This window comes from Mesorhizobium kowhaii (genome assembly GCF_042431665.1).
In the GTDB taxonomy this organism is placed as follows: domain Bacteria; phylum Pseudomonadota; class Alphaproteobacteria; order Rhizobiales; family Rhizobiaceae; genus Mesorhizobium; species Mesorhizobium kowhaii.
In genome coordinates, this window is sequence record NZ_JBHLYT010000002.1 from 266,616 (window position 1) to 293,220 (window position 26,605).

A 26,605-nucleotide genomic window follows, 5' to 3' on the forward strand; every position below is an offset into this window, starting at 1 on the left:
GAATCAGAGGCCCTGCGGCCGGTTGTTGCTCTTAAAAAGAGCGAGAAACTGCTGCGTCGCCCGCGCGGCATCGCCGCCGATCGCCGCCTCAGTCAATTCCAGCCGGTCGCCGAGCAGCAGACGGATCTGCACATCGCGGGCGACCAGCCCGAAAAAGGTGCGGAACGCCGTCTCGGCATCCGCAAAGTCGAGCAGTCCGGCCTCTCGTCCGGCCTCAAGCACCGGCTTCAGCCGCTTGGCCAGCGCGAAGCGGCCATTCTCCAGCACGACGGCGCCAAGGTTATCCTTGCCCGAACCAGCATGACTGACCGCCACGCGGTTGAGCGCGATCGAGGTGTCGCTGGAGATCACCTTCAGCCAGTCGGAAGCGAAGCGTTTGAGGCTTGTGGTCAGCGAGGCAAGATCGAGCCCCTTGCCATCGACCTGCGCCACCCGCACCTTGGACGCCTGCCACTGAACAGTTGCCGTCAACAGCCCGTCACGGTCGCCGAACCATTTGTAGAGCGTTTCCTTGGAACAGCTGGCCCGGCGCGCCACGGCGGTCATGGTCAGCTGATCACCCTCCTCGACCAGCAGCCGCAACGCTGCGTCGAGCACGGCTTTCTGCCGCTCCGTCAGCGCTTCGCTGGTGTCGATCTCGGGCACGATATGCAACACGCTCTTCTCTCGGCAGGCAAGGCCGGTCTCGCCAGGCAAGGCTGGCCGGGCATTCCGACGAGCCGTACCGTACGTTACGGTTCGCCACTTCTATGGCGTATTGTTCTGAGCCTTGCAAGTCCTATTTCTACTGTACGGCGTCGGCGCCGCACGGCTTGCGCGGGGAAAGAATATGCTGATCGGATTGCTTGCCTTGATGGTTGCCGCCGCATTCTCTGGCGCCGCGATTTACGTCAGTGTCGCCGAGCAACCGGCGCGGCTTGGTCTCGACGACAAGGCGCTGCTGCAGGAATGGCAGCCCTCCTACAAGCGCGGCGCCGCGATGCAGGCGTCGATTGCCATTGTCGCCTGCGTTCTCGGTCTCATTGGCTGGTGGCAGACTGGCGGTTTTGCCTTTCTGGTTGGCGCGGTGCTGATCATCCTGCCTTGGCCGTGGACGCTGATCGCGATGATGCCGACCAACAGGGTGCTGGAGGCGATGGATGCAGGCGCCGGCAGTCCGCAAGCAAGGTCCCTGATCGTCAAATGGGGCAACCTGCACCTTGTTCGCGTAGCCCTTGGCGTGCTGGCGACACTGGCCTTTCTCTGGGGCAGCCATCTGGGCTGACTTCAGCCTGACTGCGCTACGTCATCAGTCCACAACGGGCGGATGGCGCAATCGGCCAAGCAGTGCCGAGACCATGTTTAGCTCATCCGCAGAGAGTTTGGCGCCGACCAGTTCGGTGATCGACCGTCCATAGACAGCCCACATCTGGCGGCGCATCTCCCGTCCCTTGGCCGAAATGCGGATGGTCTGGCCGCGACCGTCATCGGCCACCGGCAGTTTCTCGACCAGCCCGTCAGCCTCGAGCCGCGCCAGCAGCCGCGAGATGTTGTATTGCGCAAACAAAGTACGCTCGATCAGCTGGAATGGCCGTAGCCCGCCCTCACCCGCCTCGGCGAGCTCGTGCAGCACGTCGTACCAGGCAAGCGGCGGCAGGCTGCTCTCCTTCAGCGCGTCTTCAGCACTTTCCATCAGCTGGCGCGAAACGCGCATCAGGCGGGCCCAGGCGTTGATGGCTTCGGATGAAGGCGTGGCTTTCTCAGTCATGAGTGCATCCTAGGCGATAGATGCAATTGCATCAAGCTTGACGATCAATGCATATGCATCTATATGGATGCAATTGCATCTATATCCGAAGGCAAATCCCATGAAACACGAAATCTGCAAACTCGCCGACATTCCGCAGACGGGCAGCCTGATCGCGCCGTTCTTCGGCCGTGAGGTCCATGTCTATCGCAGCGGCGAGCGTATCCGCGCCGCCGCCAATGTCTGTCTGCATTTCGGCGGGCCGCTCGACTGCAAGGACGGCAGGCTGGTCTGCCAATGGCACGGCGCCTCGTTCGACATGACAAGCGGCGACCGTCTCGATGGCCCGGCGCCAAAGGAGTCCCGCCTGATGTTCCTGTCGACGCGCGTCGAGGACGGCGCGTTGAACTACGTCTGGGGAGAGTGAGATGACCGACAAGCTCATTCTCGTCAGCCATCCTCTCTGCCCCTATGTGCAGCGCGCCGCGATTTCACTGGCCGAAAAGGGCGTGCCGTTCGAGCGCATCGACATCGACCTCGCCAACAAGCCGGACTGGTTCAAGGCGATCTCGCCGCTCGGCAAGGTGCCGCTGCTGCGCGTGCAGCGAAATGGCGAGGAAACGGTGATCTTCGAATCCGCTGTCATTCTCGAATTCCTCGAAGAGACACGAGCCAATCCCCTCCACCCCGCCGACCCTTATGCCCGCGCCCGGCATCGTGCCTGGATCGAATTCGGCTCGGCCATCCTCAACGCCATCGGCCGGTTCTATTCGGCCCAGACCGGAGCCGGCTTCCTTGCCGAATCCGACGCGCTGTCGGCGATGTTCGATCGTCTCGAGGCCGAGTTGGCGGACACTGAACGGACCGGACCCTGGTTCGCCGGCGAACGCTTCTCGCTCGTCGACGCCGTCCATGGCCCGGTTTTCAGATATCTCGACGCCTTCGATCAGATCGGCGATTTCGGCATTCTGGATGGCAAGCCGTTCGTCCGGGCCTGGCGCCAGGCGTTGAGGGAACGCCCGTCGATCAGGCACGCCGTGGCGCCGGACTACCCGCAGCGCCTGCATGCTTTCCTGCAGGCGAAGGGGTCGCATCTCTCGACGATCATTCAGCGGAACGATCTGGCCACCGCGCTTCGGCCAGCCCGATCCGCCTGAACGGATCGATCACCGTGCCGGCCACCATCGAGGCAAGGACTTGCGGCGTCGGCGGGATTCTTGCCACCGTCGCCACCAACCTGTCGCGGATGAAGGGCAGCGCCACGGAATCCGACTGGTAGAACGGCGTGAATGCCAGCGACAGCGCCTGAAAGATCCGCACATGCCAGCGCCGCGCCTTGGCATAGGTCTCAAGTGCCACCTCGACGTTTGGCGTCCGCGCCAGCGCATGGCTGAGCGCCGCCGCGTCGAGCAGCGCCATGTTCGCCCCTTGCCCGAGCTGAGGGCTGGTGGAGTGTGCAGCATCGCCGATGACGGCCAACCGCCGGCCGATCGGCCACTTCATCGTGTGGTGGCCGTAGCGCGCCAGCGAAAGCTGGTCGAAATCCTCGATCTGGCTGGTGTACGCCTCGCTCTCGGGCCACAGCCGAACCACCCTCTCCTTCCAGGCGTCGAGGCCCCGGGCACGCGCCTCATCGGCGTCCGCCGGCTTCAGGCTCCAGAAGAAGGCCGCCATCTTTTCAGCACCCGGCTCCGGCCGGCCGATCGGCAGCACGCCGATCATCACGCTGGCCTTGTCGTAGCGTTGCAGCAGTGCATGCTCGTCGAAACCTTCGCCGCGCCAGCGCAGCGAAGCCCAGAACGCACCATAGGTGAGTGGGCGTGGCGTGCCTGCATTGCCCGTGCACTGCCGCAGTTTCGAGCGTGAGCCGCTGGCGTCCACGACCAGATCGAATGGCCCTGCCCGTCGCCCGTTGCCACAGATCAGCGTTGCCCGCTCGCCGGTCTCCAGAGTCTCGATCTCGACACCTGTCTCGATGGCGATCGACTCGCGCTGCACAGCGCGAAAGAGCACGCCGAACAGAGCCGCCCGGTGCACCGCCAGCCCGAAGCGGCCGCCGCGCTGGGCATCATAGCGGACATCGAGCACGGTGCGGCCGGTCGTGGCATCGGCGCCATGCAGGCGGTGGATGCGGCTGCCCAGTGCCAGTATGTCATCGAGCAGGCCGAGATCGGCAAGCACCGTCAGCCCGGTCGGCTGCAGGATCAGCCCGGAACCGACCGGCTTCGGCTCCTCGAAGCGCTCGAACACAGTGACTCTATGCCCGGCGTGCTTGAGGTAGAGCGCCATGGCGAGCCCGGCCGGGCCGGCCCCGGCAATCGCGATATCGTAGGAAATGCCGATGCCCCCAAAGCCGAACTGGCCGGACAATCCTTCAGCGGGCGGACTAAATCAAGCCGCAGTTGTCCGGCTCACCCTTGGGCGGCATCAAAACCGGCGCGCGCGTCGCGCACCGCGTCATGGTTGAGCTCGGCCCACAGGATCAGCTGATGCAAGGCGCCGAACATCGATCGTCCGAGATCGGTCAGGCTGTACTCGACGCTCGGCGGCTTGGTCGGGAACACCTCGCGGTGCACATAACCGTCGCGCTGCAGATCGTAGAGCGTCTGGGTCAGCATGCGCTGTGAAATGTCGGGCACCAGCCGCCGCAATTCGCCGAAGCGATACGGCTGCTCGGCCAGTGCTCCCATCAACAGCGAACTCCATTTGCCGCTGAGACCCTGGATCACATCGCGGACCGGGCAATCGGCAATGTTGCCGCCGCCGCTCATGGATTTGTAGATCTCGAGCTTGGATCTCAGATTGACGATCGTGCTGTCCACGGCTGGTTCCCTGGCTGTGCCTACTTCCCGAAAAACTGCCTTCTTTACGGCCACGGGTCAATTCCTATTTTAGTGCTGGTCTCTTTTTGAGACCACCATTACCCCCTCCTCTGACCCTTGCCAGGATCACCCATGAGCAAAACCCTTCTCGTCACCGGTGCTTCCGGCCAACTCGGCCGCAGCGTCATCAACCATCTGCTGGACACGTTCAAGGTTCCGGCGCCGCAGATCATCGCCGCCACCCGCACGCCGGCCAACCTTGCCGACCTGGCAGCGCGCGGCGTTGTCGTCAGGGCCGCCGACTTCAACGATAGGACGTCGCTGGAGAACGCGTTCCAGGGCGTAGACAGAGTGCTGATCATCTCGACCAGCGAAATGGACCTGAAGGACGGTCGGCGCCTGAAACAGCATGAGACGGCGGTGGCCGCAGCGAAGAAGGCCGCCGTCGGCCATCTTCTCTATACCTCGATGCCCAACCCCGAGCCGGTTTCGCCGGTGCTGTTTGCCAATGATCATTACGGCACCGAGCAGGCGATCAAGGCAAGTGGCATCGCCTACACCATTTTCCGCAATGGCTGGTACCAAGAGAACCTGTTCATGGCACTGCCGCAGGCCATCGCCTCTGGACACTGGTACACGTCCGCCGGCGAAGGCCGCATCGCCCATGGTGCGCGCGATGACATGGCGGCGGCGATCGCCGGCGGCCTCGCTGCTGTTTCGAACGAAAGCATGACCTACACGTTGACCGGCCCGCATGCCTACACCACGGCCGAGGTTGCCGCCCTGGTAAGCGAGGTCACCGGCAAGCCGCTCGATGTCGTGCAGGTTTCAGATGAAGCCCTGACCGAAGGGGTGAAGGCGGCCGGCATTCCTGAAGACTTCGCCCGCATCATCGTGTCCTTCGACGCCAACACGCGCGCCGGCCGCATCGCCATGGTGACGGACGCGGTCGAGACGCTTTCCGGCCGAAAGTCAAAAACGCTGAAGCAGTTCCTGGAGGCCAACAAGGTGGCTCTGGCGGGCTGACGGTTAGTGATGCCGAAAGCCGAAATCCCGGCTTTCGGCGCTGCTATTTCGCCTTCTTGAGCAGCCCAAGCCGGATCAGGCTTTCGCCCGTCGCAACCAGCGCGTCTTCGCGTGATCGCGGTGCCCAGCCGAGCAGGCGCACGGCCTTCGCTTTGGTCGCATTCTTGACCTTGCCCAGTTCCGGCACGAGCTGTGCGGCTTCCGGGTTGAACAGGCCAACGATCCGCACCAGCCAATCGGGAAGCTCCCGCGTCGAGACGCGCGCCCCGGCATCACCAAGCCGCATTTTCAAAGTCTGCGCGATCTCCCGCACGGTCATGAAATCGCCGGCAACCGCCAGAAATCGCTTCCCCCTGGCGGCAGGATTGGTCATGGCGCGCACATGCAGGTCCGCCACGTCACGCGCGTCGACGACGCCAAACGACAGGCGCGGCAGCCCCGGCATGGCACCGTTCAACATGCGCTGGACAAATTCGGTGGAGGTCGAATGGTCGGACCCAAGAACCGGTCCGAAGATGCCGACCGGATTGACGACCGCAAGTTCTAGTGCGCCACCCTCCGCGGCAATAAAATCCCAGGCGGCACGCTCCGCCAGGGTCTTCGACTTCACATAGGCGCTGACCTTGGCCGTCGGATCGGTCCAGTTCTCCTCGGTGAACGGCCGGCCGTCGGGCGGCGGCTTGCCATAGCCGATTGCCGCAAAGGACGAGGTCAGCACGACGCGTTTGACGCGCGCATCGCGGGCCGCGCGCAGCACCCTGAGCGCGCCTTCGCGGGCCGGAACGATCAGATCGTCCTCATGTTTCGGCACGCCGGGCGGAAATGGCGAGGCGACATGAAGCACATAGCCGCAACCGGCGACCGCATCCGGCCAGCCCGCATCGGCCATCAGATCGGCGACGGCGAACGAGAGTGCGGCGCCCGGCTCGGCGCCGCCGGCCTTGAGCATGGCGAGCACATCGGCTTCACGCTTGGCTGAGCGCACGGTCGTGCGCACGCGGTAGCCGGCCTTCAGCAGTTCGAGAATACAATGCGCGCCGAGGAAGCCGGAGCCGCCGGTAACAAGCACCAATTCGCCGCTCATTCCCGCCTCCTCAGCCATTCATCGGCAAGAGACCGTCAGATCGCCACCTGCGTACCGATCTCTACCACACGGCCGGTCGGGATCTGGAAATATTCGGTCGCATCGGCCGCCGTGCGCGCCAGGCCGATGAACAACCGGTCCTGCCACACCGGCATGCCGGAATTGGGCGAGGCCTTGAGCGAACGTCGCGACAGGAAGAACGAGGTCGTCATGATGTCGAACTTCCAGCCCTGCTTGCGGCAGATCGCCAGCGCGCGCGGGATGTTGGGCTGCTCCATATAGCCGAAGGTCAGCGTCACCCGCATGAACAGTTCGTTGACCGTCTCCATCTTGACCCGGTCGCTGTCGGGCACCACCGGCTGCGGCGCCGTCACCACGGAAAGGATGACATTCTGCTCATGCAGCACCTTGTAGTGCTTCAGGCTGTGCATCAGCGCGGTTGGCGCGCTCAAGGGATCGCTGGTCAGGAACACCGCGGTGCCGGACACCAGCTGTGGCTTTTTCTTCAACAAATTGCCGGCGAGGAAATCGAGCGGGATCTCGTTGCGGCGGGTCTTGTCGAACAGATAGCGGCTGCCGCGCACCCAGGTCCACATGGCCAACACGATGGTGAAGGCCACGGCCAGCGATGCCCAGCCGCCCTCGAACACCTTGACGATGTTGGAGGCAAAGAAGCCGACGTCGATAAAGGCAAACAGCGCCGTCAGCGAGACTGCCAGCCACAGCTGCCATTTCCAGATGCGCGTCATGACGACATAGAGCAGCACCGTGGTCACCAGCATGTTGCCAGTCACCGAAATACCATAGGCCGACGCCAGCCTGCTGGACTCGCCGAAGCCGACGACCAGCAGCATCACCGCCAGCGCCAGCAAGAGGTTGACGCGCGGCATGTAGATCTGGCCGGACTGTTTTTCCGAGGTGTGCAGGATTTCCAGGCGCGGCAGCATGTTGAGCTGCACCGCCTGCCTGGTCAGCGAGAAGGCGCCGGAAATCACCGCCTGGCTGGCGATGACCGTTGCGGCGGTCGCCAGCACGACCATCGGGATCAGCGTCCAGCCCTCGTTCATCTCGAAGAACGGATGGCCGACGATGCCGTTCTTTGCCAGCACGAAGGCGCCCTGTCCGGCATAGTTGAGCAGCAGGCAAGGAAACACGATTGCCAGCCAGGCGAGCACGATCGGCTTGCGGCCGAAATGACCGAGATCGGCATAGAGCGCTTCCGCGCCGGTGACGGCGAGGAAGATGGCGCCGATGGTGACGAAAGCGACGTCGGGCGAATTGATCAGAAAGGCGACGATGTAGTGCGGGCTGATCGCCCACAGGATTTCCGGATCGGCGATGATGTGGTTGAGACCGGAAAGGCCAATGGCCAGGAACCATACTGCGGTCACCGGACCGAACACCAATCCCACCCCGCCCGTGCCAAAGCGCTGCACCGCGAACACCATGGCAAGGATGACCAGCGTCAGCGGCACGACATAGGGCTGGAAGGTGGGGGTGACGACATTCATGCCCTCCACCGCCGACAGCACCGAAATCGCCGGCGTGATGACGGCGTCACCGAAGAAAAGCGATGCCCCAACGATGCCGATGCCAAGTATCAGCGCCGAGCGCTTGGGGAAACTGCCGCGCGCCAGCGCCATCAGCGACAGCACGCCGCCCTCGCCGCGGTTGTCGGCGCGCAGCACGAACATGATGTATTTGATGGTGACGATGATCGTCAGCGACCAGATGATCAGCGACAGAACGCCGAGAATATCGCCGCGCTGGGCGACATTGCCGCCCGATGACGCCACCAGCGCTTCGCGAAAGGCGTAGATCGGGCTGGTGCCGATATCCCCATAGACAACACCGAGCGCGCCCAACATCAGAACCTTGGTGCTGTGCTGTTCGACTTCTGGATGGCTCGATTGTTCGACGGGTTCTGCCTCACTACCAGCATTGGCAAGGGCCATGGGCGACACTCCGATAAGCGCGCGGTGCTCTACGCTTGCTGCGATGCAATATCAAGTGCCGTCGCGTGATGGCTGCCTTGCTTGCCCTGCGAAGCTGCCATCGCTACCACCCGCAAGCCCTAAGAAATCGTCCCACCGTCCCGGCCATGCCATACTCCAACGCGTCGGCTGTCAACCCATGTCCGATCGACACTTCGGCCAATGCGGGAATGCGCTTTGCCAGTGCCGGCAGATTGCTGACCACCAGATCGTGCCCGGCATTGACCTGCAGGCCGGCGGCAAGCGCGGCGTCGGCGGTTTTTCCCAGTCTTTCCAGCTCCTTGGCCGCTCTGGCGGGATCGGAATGATAGCTGCCATACGGACCCGTATAGAGCTCTATGCGGTCGGCGCCGGTGTCACGCGCGGCCGTCACGCAATCGGGGTCCGGGTCCGAAAACAGCGACACGCGGAAGCCCCCCTTCTTCAGACGCTTGACGATCGGTGTCAGGAACGCTGCCTCGGCGGCAAAGTTCCAGCCGTGGTCTGACGTCGCCTGCGCCGGATCGTCCGGCACCAGCGTCACCTGTTCGGGCTGATGCTTTTCCACAAGCACCAGGAAATCCTCGGTCGGATAGCCCTCGATGTTGAATTCCGCGCGCGGAAACTCGTCGTCGATCAGGGACCGGATCTCAGGCAGATCGGAGTGTCTTGTGTGCCGCTCGTCGGGGCGCGGATGCACCGTCAGCCCATGCGCCCCGGCTGCGAGCGCAATGCGGCCAATGCCAGTCACGCTCGGCCACGGCAGGTCACGCCGGTTGCGCAGCATGGCCACGGCATTGAGATTGACGGAGAGTTTTGCAGGCATGGAGGCGGCCTCGGAAATCATTCGACGCGCCACCTATAATGCCTTTGGCGGGAACAGACAGGGGGTTTCGGGTGTTCCAAGCCTGATGAATTGAGTCCGGGAAAGGAAGCGCCATGAATTTTCTCGACACCGTACCGGCTATCCGTCGTATCGAGACCAGCCGTGACGACCTTCTCGCCATCGATGTCGTCGGGCACGTCTCCGCGGCCGATGGCGAAAACCTTTTCGGGTTGATGGAGGCAGCCTATGCCCTTCATCCTCGCATCGACGTGCTGGTGCGCCTTGTCGACCACGATGGCGTCGACTGGGCCAATATTGCGCAAGAAACCCTGAAACAGGGCACCGCCGATGCAATGGAACATGTCGGCCGTTGCGCGGCGATCGGCGAGCCGAACTGGATAGCGGATGCGCGACACCTCCTGCGGGCTTCGCCGTCAATCGAATTCAGGCATTTCGAGACCGAGGACGAAGCCTCGGCCTGGCAATGGCTTGGAGCCCGGCCGACCGAAAAGCAACAGGGTCGTGGCTGAAACACGACAGCCCCGCAAGGTCCCGGCGAGTGCCTGCTACCTGACGATCGTCAGCCGCTCGGCCGCGCGCGTGATGGCGGTGTAGAGCCACCGCTGGCGGGTTTCCTTAAAAGCCCAGCTTTCATCGAACAGCACGATCTCGTTCCATTGCGAGCCCTGTGCCTTGTGCACGGTCAGCGCGTAACCATAATCGAAATCGTCGAAGCGCTTCTTCTGCTGCCAGGGGATGTCGGCATCCGGATCCTCGAAGGCCGCCTTGAGCAGCTTGATCTTGGCGACGCCGCGATCCGGATCGTCCTCTTCCGGCGACACCAAAAGGTTGATGCCGGGCTTCACCGTCTCGCGCGACGAGGTCATCACCTTCCACAGCGAGCCGTTGAGCAGGCCCTTGGCCGGATCGTTGCGCAGGCAGACCAGCTTGTCGCCGGCCTGCGGATAGTCGGCATTGAACCCTTTGAGCTCGCGCAGCCGCTGATTGTAGCGCCGGCGCGTGCGATTGGTACCGACCAGCACCTGGTCGGCCTTCAGCACCAGTTCCTGGGTGACGTCTTCCTTGCCGATCACCTGTGCGGTGCCATAGTCGCCGCGCATGAATTCCCGGCCCTCGCGCACATCGAGCGCCAGCCGCAGGATCGGGTTGTCGCGCGCCTGCCGATGGATTTCAGTGAGCAGGAAATCCGGCTCGTGATCGGTGAAGAAGCCGCCACCCGAAATCGGCGGCAGCTGGCCGGGATCGCCGAGCACCAGGATCGGCGTGCCAAAACTCATCAGGTCGCGGCCAAGCTGCTCGTCGACCATCGAACATTCGTCGATGACGACCAGTTTCGCCCGCGAGATCGGGCTCTGCCGATTGAGCGAAAAGGTCGGCGACATCGAGGTCTTGCCGGTGACCTCGTCCGATACCGATTCCTCGCCCTTCGGCCGATAGATCAGCGAATGGATGGTGCGGGCATTGACCGCGCCCTTGGAGCGCAGCACCTGCGCGGCCTTGCCGGTAAAGGCGGCGAACTGCACCTGGCCGTCGACATGTTCGGCGAAATAGCGCGCCAGCGTCGTCTTGCCGGTGCCGGCATAGCCGAACAGCCGGAACAGCTGCGGCTTTCCGGTCTTCAGCCAGCGGGCAACCGCTTGCAGCGCCTCGTCCTGTTGGGGAGAGAATTCCATCAGCGCGAGAGACCGGATTCGCAAGGGAAAGACAAGATAGCCGCCACCACCATCGACATGTCGGGGACGCTTCAGCGCCGCCGACGGGTCAGGCTATCAGGCGCGAACGAGAACGTAAAGGGAACAGATACCGCTCCGCCACGACCTATCCGGTCGGGCCGCCACGACCTATTCGGTCGGACTGGGATCGTTCTCCAGCAGGATCGGCTTGCCGTGCGGGGTAGCATGCGCGGCGCGCTCCCAGGCTTCAGCCATCGCATCGACATCGGACTTGGCGGCCAGCCCTTTTGAGGCAAGCAGACTTTCCAGCGCCGCCAGCCAATGTTCGTAATAGTCATGGCCGTCAGCCGCGGCACCTGGCTTCTTCACCTCGGCCGACAGCGCCTGCGCCCATTCGCTCCACGAAAACAGACCCTTGTCGTGCAGCGCCACCGTCATGGCGAACGCTTCGGCCTGCCACGGTTCGGCAAAGACCGGTGCATCGACGCCCGGCGGCAAATCGGCGGCGTGTCCGTTTGCCTCACGCCGGCTCAAGATAGCTCTCCCAGGCATCGATCGACACGCTCAGCGTCGGGTCGGCCCCCTCGCCCCAGATTTCCGACCCTTCGAAAACCACGGTGTAGACCCATTGCGGGTTTTCGCCCTGGCCATGCGCGTTGCTGTCAGGGAACACGAAGCCGTCGTGCACGGCCTCGATCGTTCCATGCTTGCCGCGTGCATAGCGCGGCAGCCGCGTATGGCCGGTCGGGTTGAAGTTTTTGGTCCGCACCGGATCGCCGGCCTTGAACCGCCCCGGTTGCGCCACCGGCCGGTCGCAAGGACCGCCCTTGGCCAGCACATCAGGCACGTTTTCCGCCTTCAGCACCCGTTTCGGCACAGCGGCCGTATCCACCACCGTGCCTGCCTCGAGATCGCGCTCCGTGACGAAGCCATGGCGCTTGAGCAGCACTTCCAGCGCCTTGATCCAGATCTCGTAGTAGCTGGAGGCATAATAATTGGCGGGATGCAGCGATTCCCGCGCGTGCCGGCTCTCGTCGATGTTCCAGGCACCCATGGCGCCAGCGCATAAGGTCACGCCGAGCGCCCGCCTTTCCCAGGCGGCATGGAAATACGGCTCGTCCACTTCGGGGGCAACAGGGCCGAACCCCATCTGCCCACCAAGGTCCTGCGGCCCGTTCATGCCGGCTGCCTCGCCAGCCCGGTGCCGATCATCGCGTCGCGGCTCACCAGATCGGCCAGCCGCTCCTCGCTCCAGCCCTCGGTGCCCTCGGGCCGCATCGGCACGACGAGATAGCGCAACTCGGCGGTCGAATCCCAGACGCGGATCTTCTTGGTCACCGGCAGCGTCAGCCCGAATTCTTCCAGCACACCGCGCGGATCGATGACCGCGCGCGAGCGGTAGGGCGGCGCCTTGTACCAGACCGGCGGCAGGCCGAGCACCGACCACGGATAGCAGGAGCACAGCGTGCAGACGACGAGGTTGTGCGTCTCCTCGGTGTTGAAGACCGCCTGCATATGCTCGCCCTGGCGGCCGGTGTAGCTGAGAGATTCGATCGCCGCCGTCGCATCGCTTTTCAGCCACTCTGCGAATGCCGGGTCGGCCCAGGCCTTGGCCACCACCCTGGCGCCATTGCGCGGGCCGATCCTGGTTTCGTAGGTATCGACGATGACGTCGATCGCGGCCGGATCGATCAGACCCTTGCGGGTAAGGATGGTCTCCAGCGCGCGCACGCGTGAGGCAAAAGGGTCGAGTTCGTTGTCATGGTCATGATCGTGTGACATGACCGCAAAATACGTTTCCGATCATGCCGCCGCAAGCACGACGGCTTGGGCCAGACCTCTCGCGACGTCGACTTCTATTCGGCGGCCGCTCGCTGTTCGAGTTGCTGCTCCTCATTGACATCGAACAGCGACGGCTGCTTCACAGGCTCCTGCGAGATTTGCTCGCCCTTGCGCTTTGGCATGAGCCCGACCAGCCAGCCCGAGAAATTCTCCATGTAGACATAGATCACCGGCGTGACGAACAGGGTCAGCGCCTGCGAAGCCAGCAGACCGCCGACAACGGCAACACCCAGCGGCTGGCGCAGTTCGGCGCTGGCGCCGGTGCCGAGCGCGATCGGGAATGTGCCCATCAGTGCCGCCAGCGTCGTCATCATAATTGGCCTGAAACGCATCAGGCAGGCCTTGTGGATAGACTCGGTGGCCGACATGCCTTCTCGTCGCAGTTCGAGCGCGACATCGACCATCATGATGCCATTCTTCTTGACGATGCCGATCAGCATCAGAATGCCGATCACCGCGATCACCGACAGATCCATGCCTGCGAAGCGCAGCGCAACGACGGCGCCAAGCACCGCCGATGGCAGGCCGGTGAGAATGGTGAGCGGGTGGATGAAGCTCTCATAAAGAATGCCGAGCACGATATAAATGGTCAGGATCGCGCCGCCGATCAGCATGCCCTGATTTGCAAGCGAGTCCTGGAAGGTCTTGGCCGTACCGGCAAAGGTCGTCGAGATCGCCGTCGGCATGCCGATCTGCTCTTTGAGCGCGTTGATACGGGTCACGCTGTCGCCGAGCGCCACGCCTTGCGGCAGATTGTAGGAGATGGTCACGGCCGGAAGCTGGCCGAGCTGGTTGACCGTCAAGGCGCCGGCCGTGCGGTCGACCCGGGCGAAGGCGCCGAGCGGAACCAGACTGCCGCTCGCCGTCCTCATCTGGATGGCGAGCATCCGCTCGGGCGACCATTCGATCTTGGGATCGAGCTCGGTGATGACTTCGTAGCTGTCGGCCGAACCGAAGATTGTCGAAACCTGGTCGGTACCGAACCCGCCATAGAGGGCGGAGCGCAGCGTGTCGGTATCGATGCCGAGCTGGGCGGCTTTATCGCGATCCACCACCAGCGTCGCCTGCAGCGCATTGTTCTGCAGGTCGCTGGTGACATCGGCGAAGGTCGCATGGTCGGCCGCCATCGCGTCATTCATCTTCTGCGCCCAGATATCGGTCTGGCCGGTATCGAGGCCCTGAACCACGAGCTGGTAGGCGCTGGCGGAGGAGCGCGAGCCAAGCCGCAGGTTCTGCACCGGCTGCATGTAGGTCTCGATACCCGCCACGCCGGCCAGTTGTCGCCTTAGATCCGAAAGCACCTTCTCGATATCGGGACGCTGGTCCTTCCCCTTGAGCTGGACGAAGAGCTGCCCCTGGTTGAGCGCATTGTTACCGCTGCCCGCCGACCACGCCACATGGTCGACATAGGGCGAATGGGAGAAGACATTGGCCACCTGCCCTTGCAGCTTCACCATGGCGTCAAACGATATGTCCTGGCGCGCGATGGTCGTCACCGATATCTGGCCGATATCCTCCTGCGGGAAGAAACCCTTCGGCGAGACCTGGATCAGCCACACCGACGCTGCTGCGGTGCCGACAAAGACGAGGAACACCAGGAAGGTGTGCCGCAGGCAGAAGCTCAAGATCCGGTCATAGCTGCGTGTGACGAGGTCCTGCTTATGGCCAGGGCCATGCTTGTCGCGATCGGCCTTCGTGACCGACAGCAAACGCGAGCACAGCATCGGTGTCAGCGTCAGCGACACGAACATCGACGCCAGGATGGCGACCGTCACCACGACGGCGAACTCGTTGAAGATGCGTCCGATGACGCCGCCCATCAGAAGCACGGGGATAAACACGGCCACCAGCGAAATCGAGATCGAGATGATGGTGAAGCCGATTTCGCGCGCGCCCTTCAGCGACGCATCGAAAGCCGACAACCCGTCCTCCTCCATATGGCGGAAGATGTTTTCCAGCATCACGATGGCATCGTCGACGACAAGGCCGACCGCAAGCGTCAGGCCCATCAGCGATATGTTGTCGATGGAAAAGCCGAACAGGAACATCGCGCCAAGCGTGGCAATCAGCGAGATCGGCACCGCCACGGCCGGAATAATGGTCGCCGTCACCCGGCGCAGGAACACGAAGATCACCATGACCACCAGCGCGATGGTCAACAGCAGCGTGAACTGCACGTCATCGACGGCCTGACGGATCGAGGTCGAACGGTCGTTGAGCAGCTTGATCGAGGCGGCGGCCGGCATCTGGTCCTGGAAGGACGGCAGCATCGCCTTGACCTTGTCGACGACATCGACAGTGTTGGCGTCGGGCTGGCGCTGCACCGCCATGATGATGGCGCGGGTGCCGTCATACCAGCTCGCCGTCGTCGTGGTCTGCACCGAATCGACAACGCGGGTCACCTCGCCCAGCCGTACCGGGTGACCGTTTTTGGTGGCGATGATGAGGTTGGAAAAGCCGGCGGCGTTGTCGAGCTGCGTGTTGGCGGTGATAGTGAGCTGCTGCTTGTCATTCTGGAGCACGCCGAGCGGCGTGTTGCTGTTTGCAGACGCGATCGCCGCCTGCAGCTGATCGATCGAGATGCCGCGCGCCGCAAGCGCGGTCGGATCGATCTGGATGCGCACGGCATATTTCTGCTGTCCGAAGATCGAGACCTGCGCCACCCCATCGATGGTCGACAGCGAAGGCGAGATGACGTTTTCCGCGAAAGCGTCGAGGTCGGTCAACGGAACCGTGTCGCTGACCAGCGACATCAGCAGGATCGGCGCATCGGCCGGATTGACCTTGCGATAGCTCGGCGGCGCCGTCATCTGCGGCGGCAGTGATTTCTGCGTGCGCGCGATCGCCGCCTGCACGTCGGCCGCGGCCGCGTCGATATCCCGGTTGAGCACGAACTGGATGGCGATCGAGGTCGAACCGAGCGAGTTCGTGGTCGAGATCGAATCGATGCCGGCGATGGTGGCGAACTGCTTGATCAGTGGCGTCGCCACCGATGTGGCCATGGTTTCCGGCGAGGCGCCGGGCAACTGGGCCGAGACGTTGACCACCGGGAATTCGGCGCTCGGCAATGCTGCCACCGGCAGGAACTTGTAGGCGAACAACCCGCCCAGCACGAGGGCGAACGACATGAGAAGCGTGGCGACGGGCCTGCGGATGCAGAATTCGGAAATCATTTGGCGGCCTCGCCGGTAGTGGTGGCCTCAGCCACCTTGGGAGCGGCTTGACCGCCGCCATCGGCCGGGGTCTTTCCTTCGTGCACTGCAGCGCCATTCTTCAGCCTTGTCTGGCCCTCGACGACGACACGCTCGCCGCTTTTCAGCCCCTGGCTGATGGCGCTGTTTTCGCCTTCGGTCAGCGCCACCTGCACCGGCCGCATCTCGACCGTGTTGTCGGGCTTGACCACATAGACGAACGGCCCCTTCTGGCTGGGCTGCACCGCGACCGTGGGAACGGATGTCATCTGCGGCATGATGCCGGCGTCGAGCACGACATTCACATACTGGCCCGGCCATAGCGACAGATCGGCATTCGGCACGCTCGCCCGCGTCGCGATCGTACCGGAAGCGGTGTCGACGCTGGAATCGACGAAATCGAGCGTACCCTTGCCGATCGGCGTCGGATCGCCGTCCTTGGTCAGCGTCACGGCACCCTGCTGCGGCGCGGCAAGCGCCTTATGCAGAAGCGCCAGGTTACTTTCCGGCAGATTGAAGTTCACCTGCAACGGGTCGATCTGGGTGATGGTCACCAGCGGGGTCGCCGTGCTGCTGTTGTTGCCACTGCTGGTGGTGACGAGGTCGCCGACCGCGACACTGACGGCGCCAAGCCGGCCGGAAATCGGCGCCGTGATCGTGGCAAAGCCAAGCTGGACGTTGTCGGCGTCGATTGTCGCCTTGTCGGCATCGACGGTCGCTGCCGCCGCCTTTTGCGCCGCCACCGCCTGATCATAGGTCTGCTGCGTGCCGGCCTGCTTGGCGACGAGGTCCTTGGCGCGCTGGAGATCGGAATTCGAGCTGGCGAGCATCGCCTGGTCCTTGGCCAGCGTCGCCTGGTCCTTGGCGAGCTGCGCCTTCAACGCGCGGTCGTCCAGCGAAAACAGAACGTCGCCGGTCTTCACCATCTGCCCGTCCTTGACGTCGATCGATACGATCTGGCTGGATACCCGTGCATTGATGCTGACGACGGCCGGAGACGAGACGAAACCGATCGCATAGCGCCGGACCGGGAAATCGGCCGTCGAAGCGACGGCCGAGAGGATGGATGCGGAGCGCGCCGCGCTGGCACCCTTCTTGTCCGAAGCGGAGGCCGAGGCCGCAGCCGGTTGGTCCGCAGCGGCAACCTGCTTTTGGCCGATGATCTGTTCAACCTTGCCCAGCGCGTCAGGCGAAAGATAAAGCCAGGCAGCCCCGCCCAGGCAAGCGACGGCTAGCAACGAAAGAACGACTTTTCCACGCATGGTCAAAAGGCCCTCTCCACCCGACACGCCGTGGTCCGATGGTCATATTCTAGCGCAAATCACGGCCGTTGCCGCGGTTTCGCCGAATAGATAGGACACGCCTTTGTCGGAAAAGGGCCAAAACACGGCATTACGAAGATTTAATGTGCACTGCACAATGGATGTGCAGCCGACTAAGGTGGGGCGAGATTCAGGTCAGGCCGGCACCACCTGAATGTCGACACACCTAGCGGAGCATGGGCCACAGCGTCGCCGCCAGCAGCACGCCCATAGCGATGTTGAACCATTTCAGGCGCACCGGGTCCGACAGGAAACCGCGCAGCGCGGTGCCGAAACCCGCCCACACCGAGACGCTCGGCAAATTGACGACGGTGAAGGCTACCGAGATCAACACCACCGATAGGAACGGATGCTCCGGATTGGTGTAGACGGCCATGGCGGTGATCGCCATCACCCATGCCTTGGGATTGACCCACTGGAAAGCCGCAGCATCGATGAAGCGCATCGGCTGCCCCTTCGTCTCGCCCTTGCCGGTCAACGTGCGCGACATGGCGATCTTCCACGCGAGATACAGCAGATAGGCGCCACCGGCGATCTTCAATCCCGCGTGCAGCACCGGAAACGCTGTCAGCACCGCACCAAGGCCAAGGCCCACGGCCACCAGCAGCACCAGGAAACCGATGCTGATGCCAAGCATGTGCGGAACCGTTCTGACGATGCCGAAATTCACCCCCGATGCCAGAAGCATGAGATTGTTCGGCCCCGGCGTGATCGACGTCACCAAAGCGTAGACAAGCAGGGCAAGGAACGCATCGAGCGACATGATATCCTCCCGAATGCATGTTGTTCGGTGCCAGCGGTTTTGGGTCGGCGACATGCACAGATAAGTCAGCACTATTGTCTTGTTATATCAGGACACGCAAAGGCCACGGCTGGCGCGTAGCGGGACCAGAAGCCTAACTCTTCGGAAGGTGCTGATGCGTGCGCCGAAGTCCTACATCGCCTGCGGGCCGCGATTCAAAGCCGCCACGCCGGTGCGGCAGATTTCGACCAGGCCGAGCGGCTTCATGATGGCGATGAACTGGTCGATCTTGGTGCCCTTGCCGGTGATTTCGAAGATAAAATGCTCGGTGTTGGCGTCGATGACGCTGGCGCGGAACGCGTCGGCCAGCCGCAGCGCCTCGACGCGGGCCTCGCCGGTGCCCGCCACCTTGACCAGCGCCAGCTCCCGCTCCAGCGGCCGCTCCTGGCCGGATTCATGCGAACGCACGGTCAGGTCGACCACGCGGTGGACCGGCACGATGCGCTCGAGCTGGTGCTTGATCTGCTCCAGCACATGCGGCGTGCCGCGCGTCACGATGGTGATGCGCGACAGGTGCTTCTCGTGCTCGGTCTCGGAAACGGTCAGGCTCTCGATGTTGTAGCCGCGCCCGGAGAACAGGCCGATGACACGGGCAAGCACGCCCGGCTCGTTGTCGACCAGCACGGAAAGCGTGTGGTTCTCCGGCTTTTCCGTTTCCTTGGCGATGAAGTAGGCGGAGCCGGTCGGTTGTAGCTGTGCGTTCATGACATGAATCTCGATTTCAAACTTTTAACTAACCATCTGTTTTCGCACGGCTTCTTGCGACAGCCCTGCCTCGACCAGGCGAACTACACCAATTCCCTGCCCTTGGCGTCGATGGCGTTGGCCACCGCCTCGTCGGTCGCCTCGTCCGGCAGCAGCATCTCGTTATGCGCCTTGCCCGACGGGATCATCGGGAAGCAGTTGGCAAGGGTCGCCACGCGGCAATCGAACAGCACCGGCTTCCTGACCGAGATCATCTCCTTGATCGCGTCGTCCAGCTCGTCCGGCTTCTCGCAGCGTATGCCGTGGCCGCCATAGGCCTCGGCCAGCTTGACGAAGTCCGGCATCGCCTCGGTGTAGGAATGCGACAGCCGGTTGCCGTGCAGCAGCTGCTGCCACTGCCGCACCATGCCCATATACTGGTTGTTGAGGATGAAGATCTTGATCGGCGCGTCGTGCTGCACGGCCGCGCTCATCTCCTGCATCGTCATCTGCACCGAGGCGTCGCCGGCGATGTCGATGACCAGCGCGTCGGGATGCGCGATCTGCACGCCGAGTGCCGCCGGCAGGCCGTAGCCCATCGTGCCCAGCCCGCCTGACGTCATCCAGCGGTTCGGCTTCTCGAAATGATAGTGCTGCGCCGCCCACATCTGGTGCTGGCCGACCTCGGTGGTGATGTAGGTGTCCATACCCTTGGTCAGTTCGTAGAGCCGCTGGATGGCATATTGCGGCATGATCACGTCGTTGTTCATCTTGAAGGCCAGTGAATCGCGCGCACGCCATTTGGCGATCTGCTCCCACCAGGGGTAGAGCGCCTTCTTGTCGGTCTTGGCGGTCGCCCGCCACAGCCGCACCATATCCTCCAGCACCCGGCCGACATCGCCAATGATCGGCACTTCGATGTGAACGTTCTTGTTGATCGACGACGGATCGATGTCGATGTGGATCTTCTTCGAGTTCGGCGAGAACGCGGTCAGCCGCCCGGTGATGCGGTCGTCGAAACGCGCGCCGATGCAGATCATCACGTCGCAATCATGCATGGCCATGTTGGCTTCATAAGTGCCGTGCATGCCCAGCATGCCCATCCAGTTCTTGCCCGATGCCGGATAGGCGCCGAGCCCCATCAGCGTCGAGGTGATCGGGAAACCGGTGAGATCGACCAGTTCGCGCAGCAAATGGCTTGCTTCCGGACCCGAATTGATCACGCCGCCGCCGCTGTAGATGATCGGCTTCTTGGCGCTGGCCATCAGTTCGACCGCTGCCTTGATCTTTTCCAGGTCGCCCTGGACCTTCGGCTGGTAGCTGGTGCGCGGTGCGATCTGTGGCGAGACGTAAAAACCCCTGGCGAACTGCACGTCCTTCGGGATGTCGACCACGACCGGACCGGGACGGCCGGTGGTCGCGACATGAAAGGCCTCGTGGATGGTCGCGGCGAGCTCGTTGACGTCCTTCACCAGCCAGTTGTGCTTGGTGCAGGGGCGCGTGATGCCGACCGTGTCGCACTCCTGGAAAGCGTCGGAGCCGATCAGCGAGGTCGGCACCTGCCCGGTCAGGCAGACCAGCGGGATCGAATCCATCAACGCGTCCTGCAGCGGCGTCACCGCATTGGTGGCACCGGGTCCCGACGTCACCAGCATGACACCGGCCTTGCCGGTCGAGCGCGCATAGCCTTCGGCCGCATGGCCGGCGCCCTGCTCGTGGCGCACCAGAATATGCTCGACCTCGTCCTGCTGGAAGATTTCGTCGTAGATCGGGAGAACCGCGCCGCCCGGATAGCCGAAGACATGCTTGACGCCATTGTCCTTCAGCGCCTGCACCACCATTTCGGCGCCCGTCATTTCGCGCCGCTCACTCTGTCCGTTGCTCATCGGTCTGGTCCCGTACTGTCCGCCATCTGGCGATTGCTGGTCGTTTAGTCGTGTTTCAGGCAATAAAAAAGGCCCCCGAGGGAGCCTGTGTGTGCGCATGGGGGGTTTTCGCCCGGCGGTTACACCGCCTTGCCCACGCGCTTTCCTACGAGAATGAGTGCCGTTTTCATGGTGGCGGACACTAAGGGCGGGAAAGGCAGCCTGTCAACGGGAAAAATCGCGCCAACACGCGGAGCATGCCGGCGCGACTCTGGTGGTCAGCCCGGCGCCTTGCAGCGAGAAACGTGCGGATCACATTTTGACACCTTCCTGGCCTGCATCTTTGCCGCCGGGTGGTGAGGCGCGACCTTCGCCGGACCATTGTGCTGGGACATGCGCATTGCCAGCGCCTGCTGATGCGGCTTTTGCGGCCCGCCCCCGCGTGCGAGACGCTGCCCGGAAATCGACTTGGGCGGAACGGAGTTGGGCGACGACTTTACGACGACATGCCCGTTGCCTGCGGTCTTGTTGGCATGGACCTTGAGTGCATCGGCCTTCACGCCGTTGCTGGCGACCATCCGCTTGCGTACACCTGGCTTCACAACAGCAGGATTACCCGCTGTCACAGCACCCGGGGAAATCGCCTTGTTGCCGGTCAGCGCCTTCGGACCATGGCCCGAAACGGTCGGTCCGCTCGCATTGGCCGCCGTCACGTTCGGCGCTCCATTGCCGGCCAGCTTCTTGATCTCCGCGCCCCTCGACGTATCGAGCCGCGCAATGGCGATCACACCTTTGCGAGGCGGAGCCAATTTTGCTGCCTTGATCGAGGCTACCACGGGCTTGGGGAACTGTTGCAGCCTGGGTCCGGCATTGATCGCGACGACCTGGTTGCCGAGCCGCACATGTGGCGCATTGTTGACCACAGTCTGGTTGATGATCGTCGTGTTGCGCACGATCACGACATTCTCAGTGGCAGGCCGCACCACCCTGACCAGATCGACCGCGCCGATCGCCGCCACCGGCACGAAACACCACCAGGCATCGTCGAAGGCGACGTCGACATCGGGCGGCGCCGGCGCCCAGCCGACATCGTCGCCACCCTGGCGCCAGACCACCCAGGCTGGCGCCCATTGGTCGCCGGCGATCCACACCCAGCCGAAATCGGGATCATAGGCCCAGCGGCCGTAGTGGTAGACGACATCGCCGAACGGCTCGGCGGATTCCCAGTACCAGCCGTCGTCGGTCCAGACCCATCGGCCTTCGGTGTAGGGCCGCCACTCGGCACGGACCGTCGGAACCCAGACCTCGCCAAAGCGGTTGGAGGTCCGCCATCCGCCATAGGTTGAAAGCCTCTCGCGGATGGTCACGGAAATCTCCGCCGCATGCGCGGCCTGGATTCCCGGCAACACCAGCGGGCTGGTCAAGGTCGCGCTCAGGGCCATGACCAGAGCCATTGCCGCGGCGCGTCCGCGCCGGCCTACACAGTGACGTAAAAACGCTTGTTTAACGGGCATAACGGGCTCCAGAGTTCCGCATCCAGAAAATCCCCGGGGAACCGCCCTGTTGCCCGCCACCGCTTCCCGGCTTCTCTCCGACCGGTTGTCCTCAGCCTCCGTGACCGCATTGCGGCATATGACCATCACGTTTGCGCGACCGGCGCAGCACCGGCGCGGCATTGTCCCAACGCCCTCCGTCAGGACGTTCCGAAACCGGCCTGGTGACCTCAATTCCCGGACAAACCATTGAAACCACTGGAAACTATGGTGGGGCGTGACGAAGGCCGTCATCTCTGCCGATACTTCATCGTCCGGCCGGCACGTCCGGCGGAGCCACCATGACGATCTGGATTTCACGGGAGGAAAGCTGATGCTCGACAAGGGCCCAAACAAGAAACTGTCCGACCTGCTCGACCAATTCGGCGCCGCCCTGGCCGCCAATGACATCGAGAAGGCGGTCGATTGCTTTCAGGAGGACTGTTACTGGCGCGACCTCGTCACCTTCACCTGGAACATCAAGACCATGGAGGGTCGCGACCAGGTCCGCGACATGCTGAAAAGCCAGTTGTCGAAGACCAACCCCTCCCACTTTGCCATCGCCAAGGGTGAGGACGCGACCGAGAGCGGCGGGCTGATCGACGGCTGGATCAGTTTTGAGACAGAGGTGGCGCGTGGCTTCGGCCATGTCAGGCTGAAGGACGGCAAGATCTGGACGCTGCTGACCACCATGGTCGAGCTGAAGGGTCACGAGGAGCCGGCGGGTTTCGTGCGACCGATGGGCGCCAAACATGGCTCGGGCAAGAACCGCCCGACATGGAAGGAAGAACGCGAGAAGGAAGCCGCCGAACTCGGCTTCAAGACGCAGCCTTATACGGTCATTATCGGCGGCGGCCAGGGCGGCATCGCGCTCGGCGCGCGGCTGCGGCAGCTCGGCGTTCCCACGATCATCATCGAGAAGAACGAACGGGCCGGCGACAGCTGGCGCAAGCGCTACAAGTCGCTCTGCCTGCATGATCCGGTCTGGTACGACCATCTGCCCTATATCGATTTTCCGAAGAACTGGCCGGTCTTCTCGCCCAAGGACAAGATCGGCGACTGGCTGGAAATGTACACCAAGGTGATGGAGCTGAATTACTGGCCCTCGACCGAGGCCAGGAGCGCCTCCTATGACGACAAAGCGAAGGAATGGACCGTCGTCGTCCACCGCGACGGCAAGGACATCACGCTGAAGCCCAAGCATCTGGTTCTGGCCACGGGACAATCCGGCAAGGCCAATGTGCCGAAATTCAAAGGCATGGAAAACTTCAAGGGCGATCAGCATCACTCCTCGAAGCATCCCGGCCCCGATGCCTATGCCGGCAAGAAAGCCGTTGTCGTCGGCTCGAACAATTCCGCCCACGACATAGCCGCCGCACTTTGGGAAGCAGGGGGTGATGTCACCATGGTTCAGCGGTCGACCACGCATATCGTCAAGTCCGACACGTTGATGGAAATCGGCCTTGGCGCGCTCTATTCGGAGCAGGCGGTGCAGAGCGGCATGACCACCGCCAAGGCCGATCTTGCCTTTGCCTCCCTGCCCTACAAGATCCTGCACGAATTTCAGATCCCGGCTTACGCCGAGATGAAGAAGCGCGATGCAAAATTCTACACGGGTCTGGAGAAGGCCGGTTTCATGCTCGACTGGGGCGATGACGATTCAGGCCTGTTCATGAAGTATCTGCGGCGTGGCTCGGGCTACTACATCGACGTCGGCGCTTCCGACCTGATCATCGATGGCTCGATCAAGCTGAAAAGCGGTGTCGACGTGACAGAGATCAAGGAGCATTCGGTGCTGCTCAGCGACGGGTCGGAATTACCCGCCGATGTCATCGTCTATGCCACCGGCTACGGCTCGATGAATGGCTGGGCGGCCGACCTGATCTCCAGGGACGTCGCCGACAAGGTTGGAAAATGCTGGGGCCTCGGCTCGAACACCACCAAGGACCCCGGTCCATGGGAGGGCGAATTGCGCAACATGTGGAAACCGACGCAGCAGGAGGCGCTGTGGTTCCATGGCGGCAATCTGCACCAGTCACGCCACTATTCGCAGTTCCTGTCGCTGCAACTGAAGGCCAGACAGGCGGGACTGCCGACGCCAGTCTACGGGCTGCAAAAAGTCCACCACAAGGGATAGTCAATTAGGGCACCAAGCGAGGTGCGGCTGATGCCGCACCTCCAGCCCATATCGTTGTCAATTGCGAATGGGCAAAGCTTCGACCCGTTCGGGCTTACTGGCCGCATCGAGACGACGTGGCTCGCCGGGAGAGGCGCTCAGCGACGCTGCAGGAGCGCCTGCTGTATGCCCGCGCTCCCAACATTTGTCGGACTTATGTGGGGTCACCGCACCTTGCCCGTCGAAACAGAAACACATCTGTGCCTCCCGGTAGGCGCCGCAGTCAGGCGCGATCGCGAAAGTCGCGAACGACCCGTTGCAGCAGCGGCACGTAATCGCGGAACGTCCGTGTCTTCATGTTGGCGATCTTGCCGCTCTCGTCCCAGATGCGGACCCGGACCGCCTCCTCGTGGAAGGGATTCTTGCGGAACTCGGCCACCTCATCGGCGCTCATCGGCCCGCCTTGAAGCGACAGCGTATGCACCGAGGCCTGCGAAAGCTTGCCGAAATAGCTCGGGTCGGTGGCGCAGAGATAGCGCTTGGCCGAGACATGCAGCCTGACGCATTCGACGATGACCGGCGGAAAGAACGGCGCCAGCACCTCGCCTCCGGCTTCGTCATGATGCTTGTCCTCGACATCCTCGGGCGAATAGGTGCCGAACTCGCTGGTGTAGTGGCCGATGTCGTGCAGCAGGGCCGCCGCCACCAGCTCGTCCGGCGCGCCGTCCTGCTCCGCGAACCACGCGCCCTGCAGCATATGCTCCGACATGGTGACGGGCTCGCCGAGATAGGATTCCGCGCCCCGGCGCTCAAAAATATCGGCGATGAACTCGACGATGTTATCCGTGTTCAGGTCCTGACCGCTCATTCCGCCGCCTCCTTGAAACCGTGTTCGATCGCCGCGAGCGTCGACAGTAGGCCGTCCTTGTCGGCGTAGCAGCCCTGCAGCCAACGCTTGCCGGTGCCGGAAAACGCCTTGCGCGCATGCATGACGCGCGTGTTGTCGACAATGAACGCCTGCCCGGCTTCGAGCTTGAAGGTCACTTCGAAGGATGTATCCTCGATCAGCTCGGCAAACCGGCGGTAGGCGGCATAGTACGCCTCCATGTCGGCGAACGGCACGTCGACTGTCGGCGCCAGCGAGCGGTTGTTGAAGCGGATGCAGATCAGTTCGCCATCGGGCCCGAGCTCGATCATCGGACGCTTCGCCTGCAGCCGCACGCCCGACGAGCCGGCATATTCGAAACGCGCCGGGCATGAACTCAAAAGCCGGAAGCCTTCGGGGTTCTCAGCTTGCAAGGCGGCCGCGACGGCAAACCCGTCGACAACGCTGGACTCGCCACCCTCCACCGTATTTTCGATGCAGGACAGGATTTGCAGCGTCGGCACCGGATCGCGATAGGGATTGTCGGTGTGCGCCTGGAGGCCGAGATTGGTGTAGGCGAGATTGCTGGGATTGACCTCGGCCCGCACTTCGAACCAGCGCCCGTAATTGGTCTCCCTGATATAGCCGAACAGATCGGACACTTTGCAGAGCGCCCCGGATTCGGTCGGCAGATCGTCCATCACCGCGAAGCCATAGGCTTTCACCGCCAACAGCCATTGCCGCAACACCGCGCGATCGCGGCTGGCAGCAGGGTAACCGGCGCGCGGCAAAGAATTCTGCATCGTCGCCTTGGTCCACCGAACAATGTCCTCGCCTGTCCAGCCAGCTTGGCGGGCCGCAGCGCGATCATAGGCATTGGCGCTCAGCCAAGTTGCGGGAAAGCTCACCGTCTTCCCTTCCGGCACGAAGCTGACCTCAAGGGCGTCGCCCTTGATCGACGCCGCGCCGATCTTGGTCTCGGCGGGTATGTCGAGGATGGTGATGAGCCGCTGGCCATTGCCGGCGCTGCGCGTCTTGTCGTCCAGCGCATTGTCGCGCAGCCACATGGCGTGAAAGCGGGTGCGCGTCCCGTCCTTCCAGCCAAGTTCGATTGTTCTGCCTTCGTCGCCAATCAGCGCGTGGGTAAGCATGGAGATCCGTTCCTGTTCGTTTTGTTCCCACGGCCCGGCCCGCGGGTTTCGATTGCATGTTGACCGCGCGACAGGCATAATTCA

The 26,605-nt window shown here is 63.0% G+C and carries 25 protein-coding genes; 6 read left to right on the forward strand and 19 right to left on the reverse strand.

From position 1 onward, the window contains the following. Nucleotides 1-3 precede the first annotated feature (3 nt). On the reverse strand, nucleotides 4-657 hold the full coding sequence (locus tag ACFFNA_RS02040) for a TetR/AcrR family transcriptional regulator (protein ID WP_378915200.1): 654 nt from the start codon (nucleotides 655-657) through the stop codon (nucleotides 4-6). Between the two features lie 172 nt (nucleotides 658-829). Here ACFFNA_RS02040 and ACFFNA_RS02045 point away from each other — a divergent pair, with 172 nt between their 5' ends. After that, on the forward strand, nucleotides 830-1,264 hold the full coding sequence (locus ACFFNA_RS02045) for an anthrone oxygenase family protein (RefSeq protein ID WP_378915202.1): 435 nt from the start codon (nucleotides 830-832) through the stop codon (nucleotides 1,262-1,264). 24 nt (nucleotides 1,265-1,288) lie between these two features. Here ACFFNA_RS02045 and ACFFNA_RS02050 read toward each other — a convergent pair whose 3' ends face one another. Next, nucleotides 1,289-1,747, reverse strand: coding sequence for a MarR family winged helix-turn-helix transcriptional regulator (locus ACFFNA_RS02050; protein ID WP_378915204.1), 459 nt, complete (start codon nucleotides 1,745-1,747; stop codon nucleotides 1,289-1,291). Between the two features lie 100 nt (nucleotides 1,748-1,847). On the opposite strand from ACFFNA_RS02050, the gene ACFFNA_RS02055 reads away from it, so the two are divergent. Both ACFFNA_RS02055 and ACFFNA_RS02060 read left to right on the forward strand, forming a co-directional pair. Beyond that, nucleotides 1,848-2,153, forward strand: coding sequence for a Rieske (2Fe-2S) protein (locus tag ACFFNA_RS02055; protein WP_378915206.1), 306 nt, complete (start codon nucleotides 1,848-1,850; stop codon nucleotides 2,151-2,153). Between the two features lies 1 nt (nucleotide 2,154). Continuing rightward, nucleotides 2,155-2,883, forward strand: a complete 729-nt coding sequence (locus tag ACFFNA_RS02060; protein WP_378915207.1) for a glutathione S-transferase family protein — start codon at nucleotides 2,155-2,157, stop codon at nucleotides 2,881-2,883. Here ACFFNA_RS02060 and ACFFNA_RS02065 read toward each other — a convergent pair. Beyond that, nucleotides 2,831-4,015, reverse strand: a complete 1,185-nt coding sequence (locus ACFFNA_RS02065; RefSeq protein WP_378915626.1) for an FAD-dependent oxidoreductase — start codon at nucleotides 4,013-4,015, stop codon at nucleotides 2,831-2,833. The two genes, ACFFNA_RS02060 and ACFFNA_RS02065, sit on opposite strands and share 53 nt — an antisense overlap. 122 nt (nucleotides 4,016-4,137) lie before the next feature. Further along, nucleotides 4,138-4,548, reverse strand: coding sequence for a winged helix-turn-helix transcriptional regulator (locus ACFFNA_RS02070; RefSeq protein WP_378915209.1), 411 nt, complete (start codon nucleotides 4,546-4,548; stop codon nucleotides 4,138-4,140). Nucleotides 4,549-4,680: 132 nt separating this feature from the next. Between ACFFNA_RS02070 and ACFFNA_RS02075 the strand changes: the two genes are divergently transcribed. Beyond that, a complete protein-coding gene (locus ACFFNA_RS02075; protein WP_378915211.1) occupies nucleotides 4,681-5,574 on the forward strand; it encodes an SDR family oxidoreductase in 894 nt (297 codons plus the stop codon). A 43-nt stretch (nucleotides 5,575-5,617) separates the two neighbouring features. Here the strand turns inward: ACFFNA_RS02075 and ACFFNA_RS02080 are convergent, their stop codons facing one another. The 3 genes from ACFFNA_RS02080 to ACFFNA_RS02090 all read right to left on the reverse strand — a co-directional run bounded on the left by ACFFNA_RS02080 (nucleotide 5,618) and on the right by ACFFNA_RS02090 (nucleotide 9,457). Continuing rightward, nucleotides 5,618-6,658: an SDR family oxidoreductase gene (locus ACFFNA_RS02080; protein WP_378915213.1), complete on the reverse strand. Its 1,041-nt coding sequence runs from the start codon at nucleotides 6,656-6,658 to the stop codon at nucleotides 5,618-5,620. Nucleotides 6,659-6,693: 35 nt separating this feature from the next. Next, on the reverse strand, nucleotides 6,694-8,613 hold the full coding sequence (locus ACFFNA_RS02085; protein WP_378915215.1) for a potassium transporter Kup: 1,920 nt from the start codon (nucleotides 8,611-8,613) through the stop codon (nucleotides 6,694-6,696). A 103-nt stretch (nucleotides 8,614-8,716) separates the two neighbouring features. Further along, entirely contained in the window at nucleotides 8,717-9,457 is a 741-nt protein-coding gene (locus ACFFNA_RS02090) for a pyridoxine 5'-phosphate synthase (RefSeq protein WP_111547679.1), read from the reverse strand. A gap of 113 nt (nucleotides 9,458-9,570) precedes the next feature. Here ACFFNA_RS02090 and ACFFNA_RS02095 point away from each other — a divergent pair, with 113 nt between their 5' ends. Then, nucleotides 9,571-9,987, forward strand: coding sequence for a SpoIIAA family protein (locus tag ACFFNA_RS02095; protein ID WP_378915217.1), 417 nt, complete (start codon nucleotides 9,571-9,573; stop codon nucleotides 9,985-9,987). 36 nt (nucleotides 9,988-10,023) lie between these two features. Here ACFFNA_RS02095 and ACFFNA_RS02100 read toward each other — a convergent pair whose 3' ends face one another. The 10 genes from ACFFNA_RS02100 to ACFFNA_RS02145 all read right to left on the reverse strand — a co-directional run bounded on the left by ACFFNA_RS02100 (nucleotide 10,024) and on the right by ACFFNA_RS02145 (nucleotide 22,299). Beyond that, entirely contained in the window at nucleotides 10,024-11,151 is a 1,128-nt protein-coding gene (locus ACFFNA_RS02100; protein ID WP_184873422.1) for an ATP-dependent DNA helicase, read from the reverse strand. A 168-nt stretch (nucleotides 11,152-11,319) separates the two neighbouring features. Then, entirely contained in the window at nucleotides 11,320-11,685 is a 366-nt protein-coding gene (locus ACFFNA_RS02105; protein ID WP_167458724.1) for a nitrile hydratase accessory protein, read from the reverse strand. Then, nucleotides 11,672-12,331, reverse strand: a complete 660-nt coding sequence (gene nthB / locus ACFFNA_RS02110) for a nitrile hydratase subunit beta (RefSeq protein ID WP_378915220.1) — start codon at nucleotides 12,329-12,331, stop codon at nucleotides 11,672-11,674. The genes ACFFNA_RS02105 and nthB overlap by 14 nt, the downstream gene beginning before the upstream one ends. Then, the gene (gene nthA / locus ACFFNA_RS02115) at nucleotides 12,328-12,933 is read right to left on the reverse strand and encodes a nitrile hydratase subunit alpha (RefSeq protein ID WP_378915222.1); all 606 of its coding nucleotides are present in this window, start codon (nucleotides 12,931-12,933) and stop codon (nucleotides 12,328-12,330) included. Before nthA ends, nthB begins: the two co-directional genes overlap by 4 nt. Nucleotides 12,934-13,007: 74 nt before the next feature. Further along, nucleotides 13,008-16,166 (reverse strand): efflux RND transporter permease subunit, encoded by a 3,159-nt coding sequence (locus tag ACFFNA_RS02120; RefSeq protein ID WP_378915224.1) that lies wholly within the window; start codon nucleotides 16,164-16,166, stop codon nucleotides 13,008-13,010. After that, nucleotides 16,163-17,446 (reverse strand): efflux RND transporter periplasmic adaptor subunit, encoded by a 1,284-nt coding sequence (locus tag ACFFNA_RS02125; RefSeq protein ID WP_378915628.1) that lies wholly within the window; start codon nucleotides 17,444-17,446, stop codon nucleotides 16,163-16,165. Before ACFFNA_RS02125 ends, ACFFNA_RS02120 begins: the two co-directional genes overlap by 4 nt. A 226-nt stretch (nucleotides 17,447-17,672) precedes the next feature. Next, a complete protein-coding gene (locus ACFFNA_RS02130) occupies nucleotides 17,673-18,269 on the reverse strand; it encodes a LysE family translocator (RefSeq protein WP_378915226.1) in 597 nt (198 codons plus the stop codon). A 171-nt stretch (nucleotides 18,270-18,440) separates the two neighbouring features. Further along, nucleotides 18,441-19,013 (reverse strand): acetolactate synthase small subunit, encoded by a 573-nt coding sequence (gene ilvN / locus ACFFNA_RS02135; protein ID WP_027044849.1) that lies wholly within the window; start codon nucleotides 19,011-19,013, stop codon nucleotides 18,441-18,443. Between the two features lie 83 nt (nucleotides 19,014-19,096). Continuing rightward, nucleotides 19,097-20,878: an acetolactate synthase 3 large subunit gene (locus ACFFNA_RS02140; protein ID WP_378915228.1), complete on the reverse strand. Its 1,782-nt coding sequence runs from the start codon at nucleotides 20,876-20,878 to the stop codon at nucleotides 19,097-19,099. 257 nt (nucleotides 20,879-21,135) lie between these two features. Further along, the gene (locus ACFFNA_RS02145; RefSeq protein WP_378915230.1) at nucleotides 21,136-22,299 is read right to left on the reverse strand and encodes a DUF6600 domain-containing protein; all 1,164 of its coding nucleotides are present in this window, start codon (nucleotides 22,297-22,299) and stop codon (nucleotides 21,136-21,138) included. A 424-nt stretch (nucleotides 22,300-22,723) separates the two neighbouring features. Between ACFFNA_RS02145 and ACFFNA_RS02150 the strand changes: the two genes are divergently transcribed. Beyond that, entirely contained in the window at nucleotides 22,724-24,526 is a 1,803-nt protein-coding gene (locus ACFFNA_RS02150; RefSeq protein ID WP_378915232.1) for an NAD(P)/FAD-dependent oxidoreductase, read from the forward strand. 262 nt (nucleotides 24,527-24,788) lie between these two features. Here the strand turns inward: ACFFNA_RS02150 and tmpB are convergent, their stop codons facing one another. Further along, a complete protein-coding gene (gene tmpB, locus ACFFNA_RS02155) occupies nucleotides 24,789-25,373 on the reverse strand; it encodes a (R)-1-hydroxy-2-trimethylaminoethylphosphonate oxygenase (RefSeq protein ID WP_378915234.1) in 585 nt (194 codons plus the stop codon). Next, nucleotides 25,370-26,521, reverse strand: coding sequence for a 2-trimethylaminoethylphosphonate dioxygenase (gene tmpA, locus ACFFNA_RS02160; RefSeq protein ID WP_378915236.1), 1,152 nt, complete (start codon nucleotides 26,519-26,521; stop codon nucleotides 25,370-25,372). The genes tmpB and tmpA overlap by 4 nt, the downstream gene beginning before the upstream one ends. Nucleotides 26,522-26,605 lie beyond the last annotated feature (84 nt).

Bases quoted from the DNA above. Each gene is read 5' to 3' on its own strand.
- ACFFNA_RS02060 (WP_378915207.1), top strand. From the start codon at position 2,155: ATGACCGACAAGCTCATTCTCGTCAGCCATCCTCTCTGCCCCTATGTG.
- ACFFNA_RS02065 (WP_378915626.1), bottom strand. From the start codon at position 4,015: ATGGCGCTCTACCTCAAGCACGCCGGGCATAGAGTCACTGTGTTCGAG.
- ACFFNA_RS02045 (WP_378915202.1), top strand. From the start codon at position 830: ATGCTGATCGGATTGCTTGCCTTGATGGTTGCCGCCGCATTCTCTGGC.
- ACFFNA_RS02125 (WP_378915628.1), bottom strand. From the start codon at position 17,446: ATGCGTGGAAAAGTCGTTCTTTCGTTGCTAGCCGTCGCTTGCCTGGGC.
- ACFFNA_RS02150 (WP_378915232.1), top strand. From the start codon at position 22,724: ATGCTCGACAAGGGCCCAAACAAGAAACTGTCCGACCTGCTCGACCAA.
- nthA (WP_378915222.1), bottom strand. From the start codon at position 12,933: ATGTCACACGATCATGACCATGACAACGAACTCGACCCTTTTGCCTCA.
- ACFFNA_RS02050 (WP_378915204.1), bottom strand. From the start codon at position 1,747: ATGACTGAGAAAGCCACGCCTTCATCCGAAGCCATCAACGCCTGGGCC.
- ACFFNA_RS02095 (WP_378915217.1), top strand. From the start codon at position 9,571: ATGAATTTTCTCGACACCGTACCGGCTATCCGTCGTATCGAGACCAGC.
- ACFFNA_RS02140 (WP_378915228.1), bottom strand. From the start codon at position 20,878: ATGAGCAACGGACAGAGTGAGCGGCGCGAAATGACGGGCGCCGAAATG.
- tmpA (WP_378915236.1), bottom strand. From the start codon at position 26,521: ATGCTTACCCACGCGCTGATTGGCGACGAAGGCAGAACAATCGAACTT.
- ACFFNA_RS02145 (WP_378915230.1), bottom strand. From the start codon at position 22,299: ATGGCCCTGAGCGCGACCTTGACCAGCCCGCTGGTGTTGCCGGGAATC.
- ACFFNA_RS02080 (WP_378915213.1), bottom strand. From the start codon at position 6,658: ATGAGCGGCGAATTGGTGCTTGTTACCGGCGGCTCCGGCTTCCTCGGC.
- nthB (WP_378915220.1), bottom strand. From the start codon at position 12,331: ATGAACGGGCCGCAGGACCTTGGTGGGCAGATGGGGTTCGGCCCTGTT.
- ACFFNA_RS02075 (WP_378915211.1), top strand. From the start codon at position 4,681: ATGAGCAAAACCCTTCTCGTCACCGGTGCTTCCGGCCAACTCGGCCGC.
- ACFFNA_RS02100 (WP_184873422.1), bottom strand. From the start codon at position 11,151: ATGGAATTCTCTCCCCAACAGGACGAGGCGCTGCAAGCGGTTGCCCGC.
- ilvN (WP_027044849.1), bottom strand. From the start codon at position 19,013: ATGAACGCACAGCTACAACCGACCGGCTCCGCCTACTTCATCGCCAAG.
- ACFFNA_RS02120 (WP_378915224.1), bottom strand. From the start codon at position 16,166: ATGATTTCCGAATTCTGCATCCGCAGGCCCGTCGCCACGCTTCTCATG.
- ACFFNA_RS02055 (WP_378915206.1), top strand. From the start codon at position 1,848: ATGAAACACGAAATCTGCAAACTCGCCGACATTCCGCAGACGGGCAGC.
- ACFFNA_RS02085 (WP_378915215.1), bottom strand. From the start codon at position 8,613: ATGGCCCTTGCCAATGCTGGTAGTGAGGCAGAACCCGTCGAACAATCG.
- ACFFNA_RS02090 (WP_111547679.1), bottom strand. From the start codon at position 9,457: ATGCCTGCAAAACTCTCCGTCAATCTCAATGCCGTGGCCATGCTGCGC.
- tmpB (WP_378915234.1), bottom strand. From the start codon at position 25,373: ATGAGCGGTCAGGACCTGAACACGGATAACATCGTCGAGTTCATCGCC.
- ACFFNA_RS02130 (WP_378915226.1), bottom strand. From the start codon at position 18,269: ATGTCGCTCGATGCGTTCCTTGCCCTGCTTGTCTACGCTTTGGTGACG.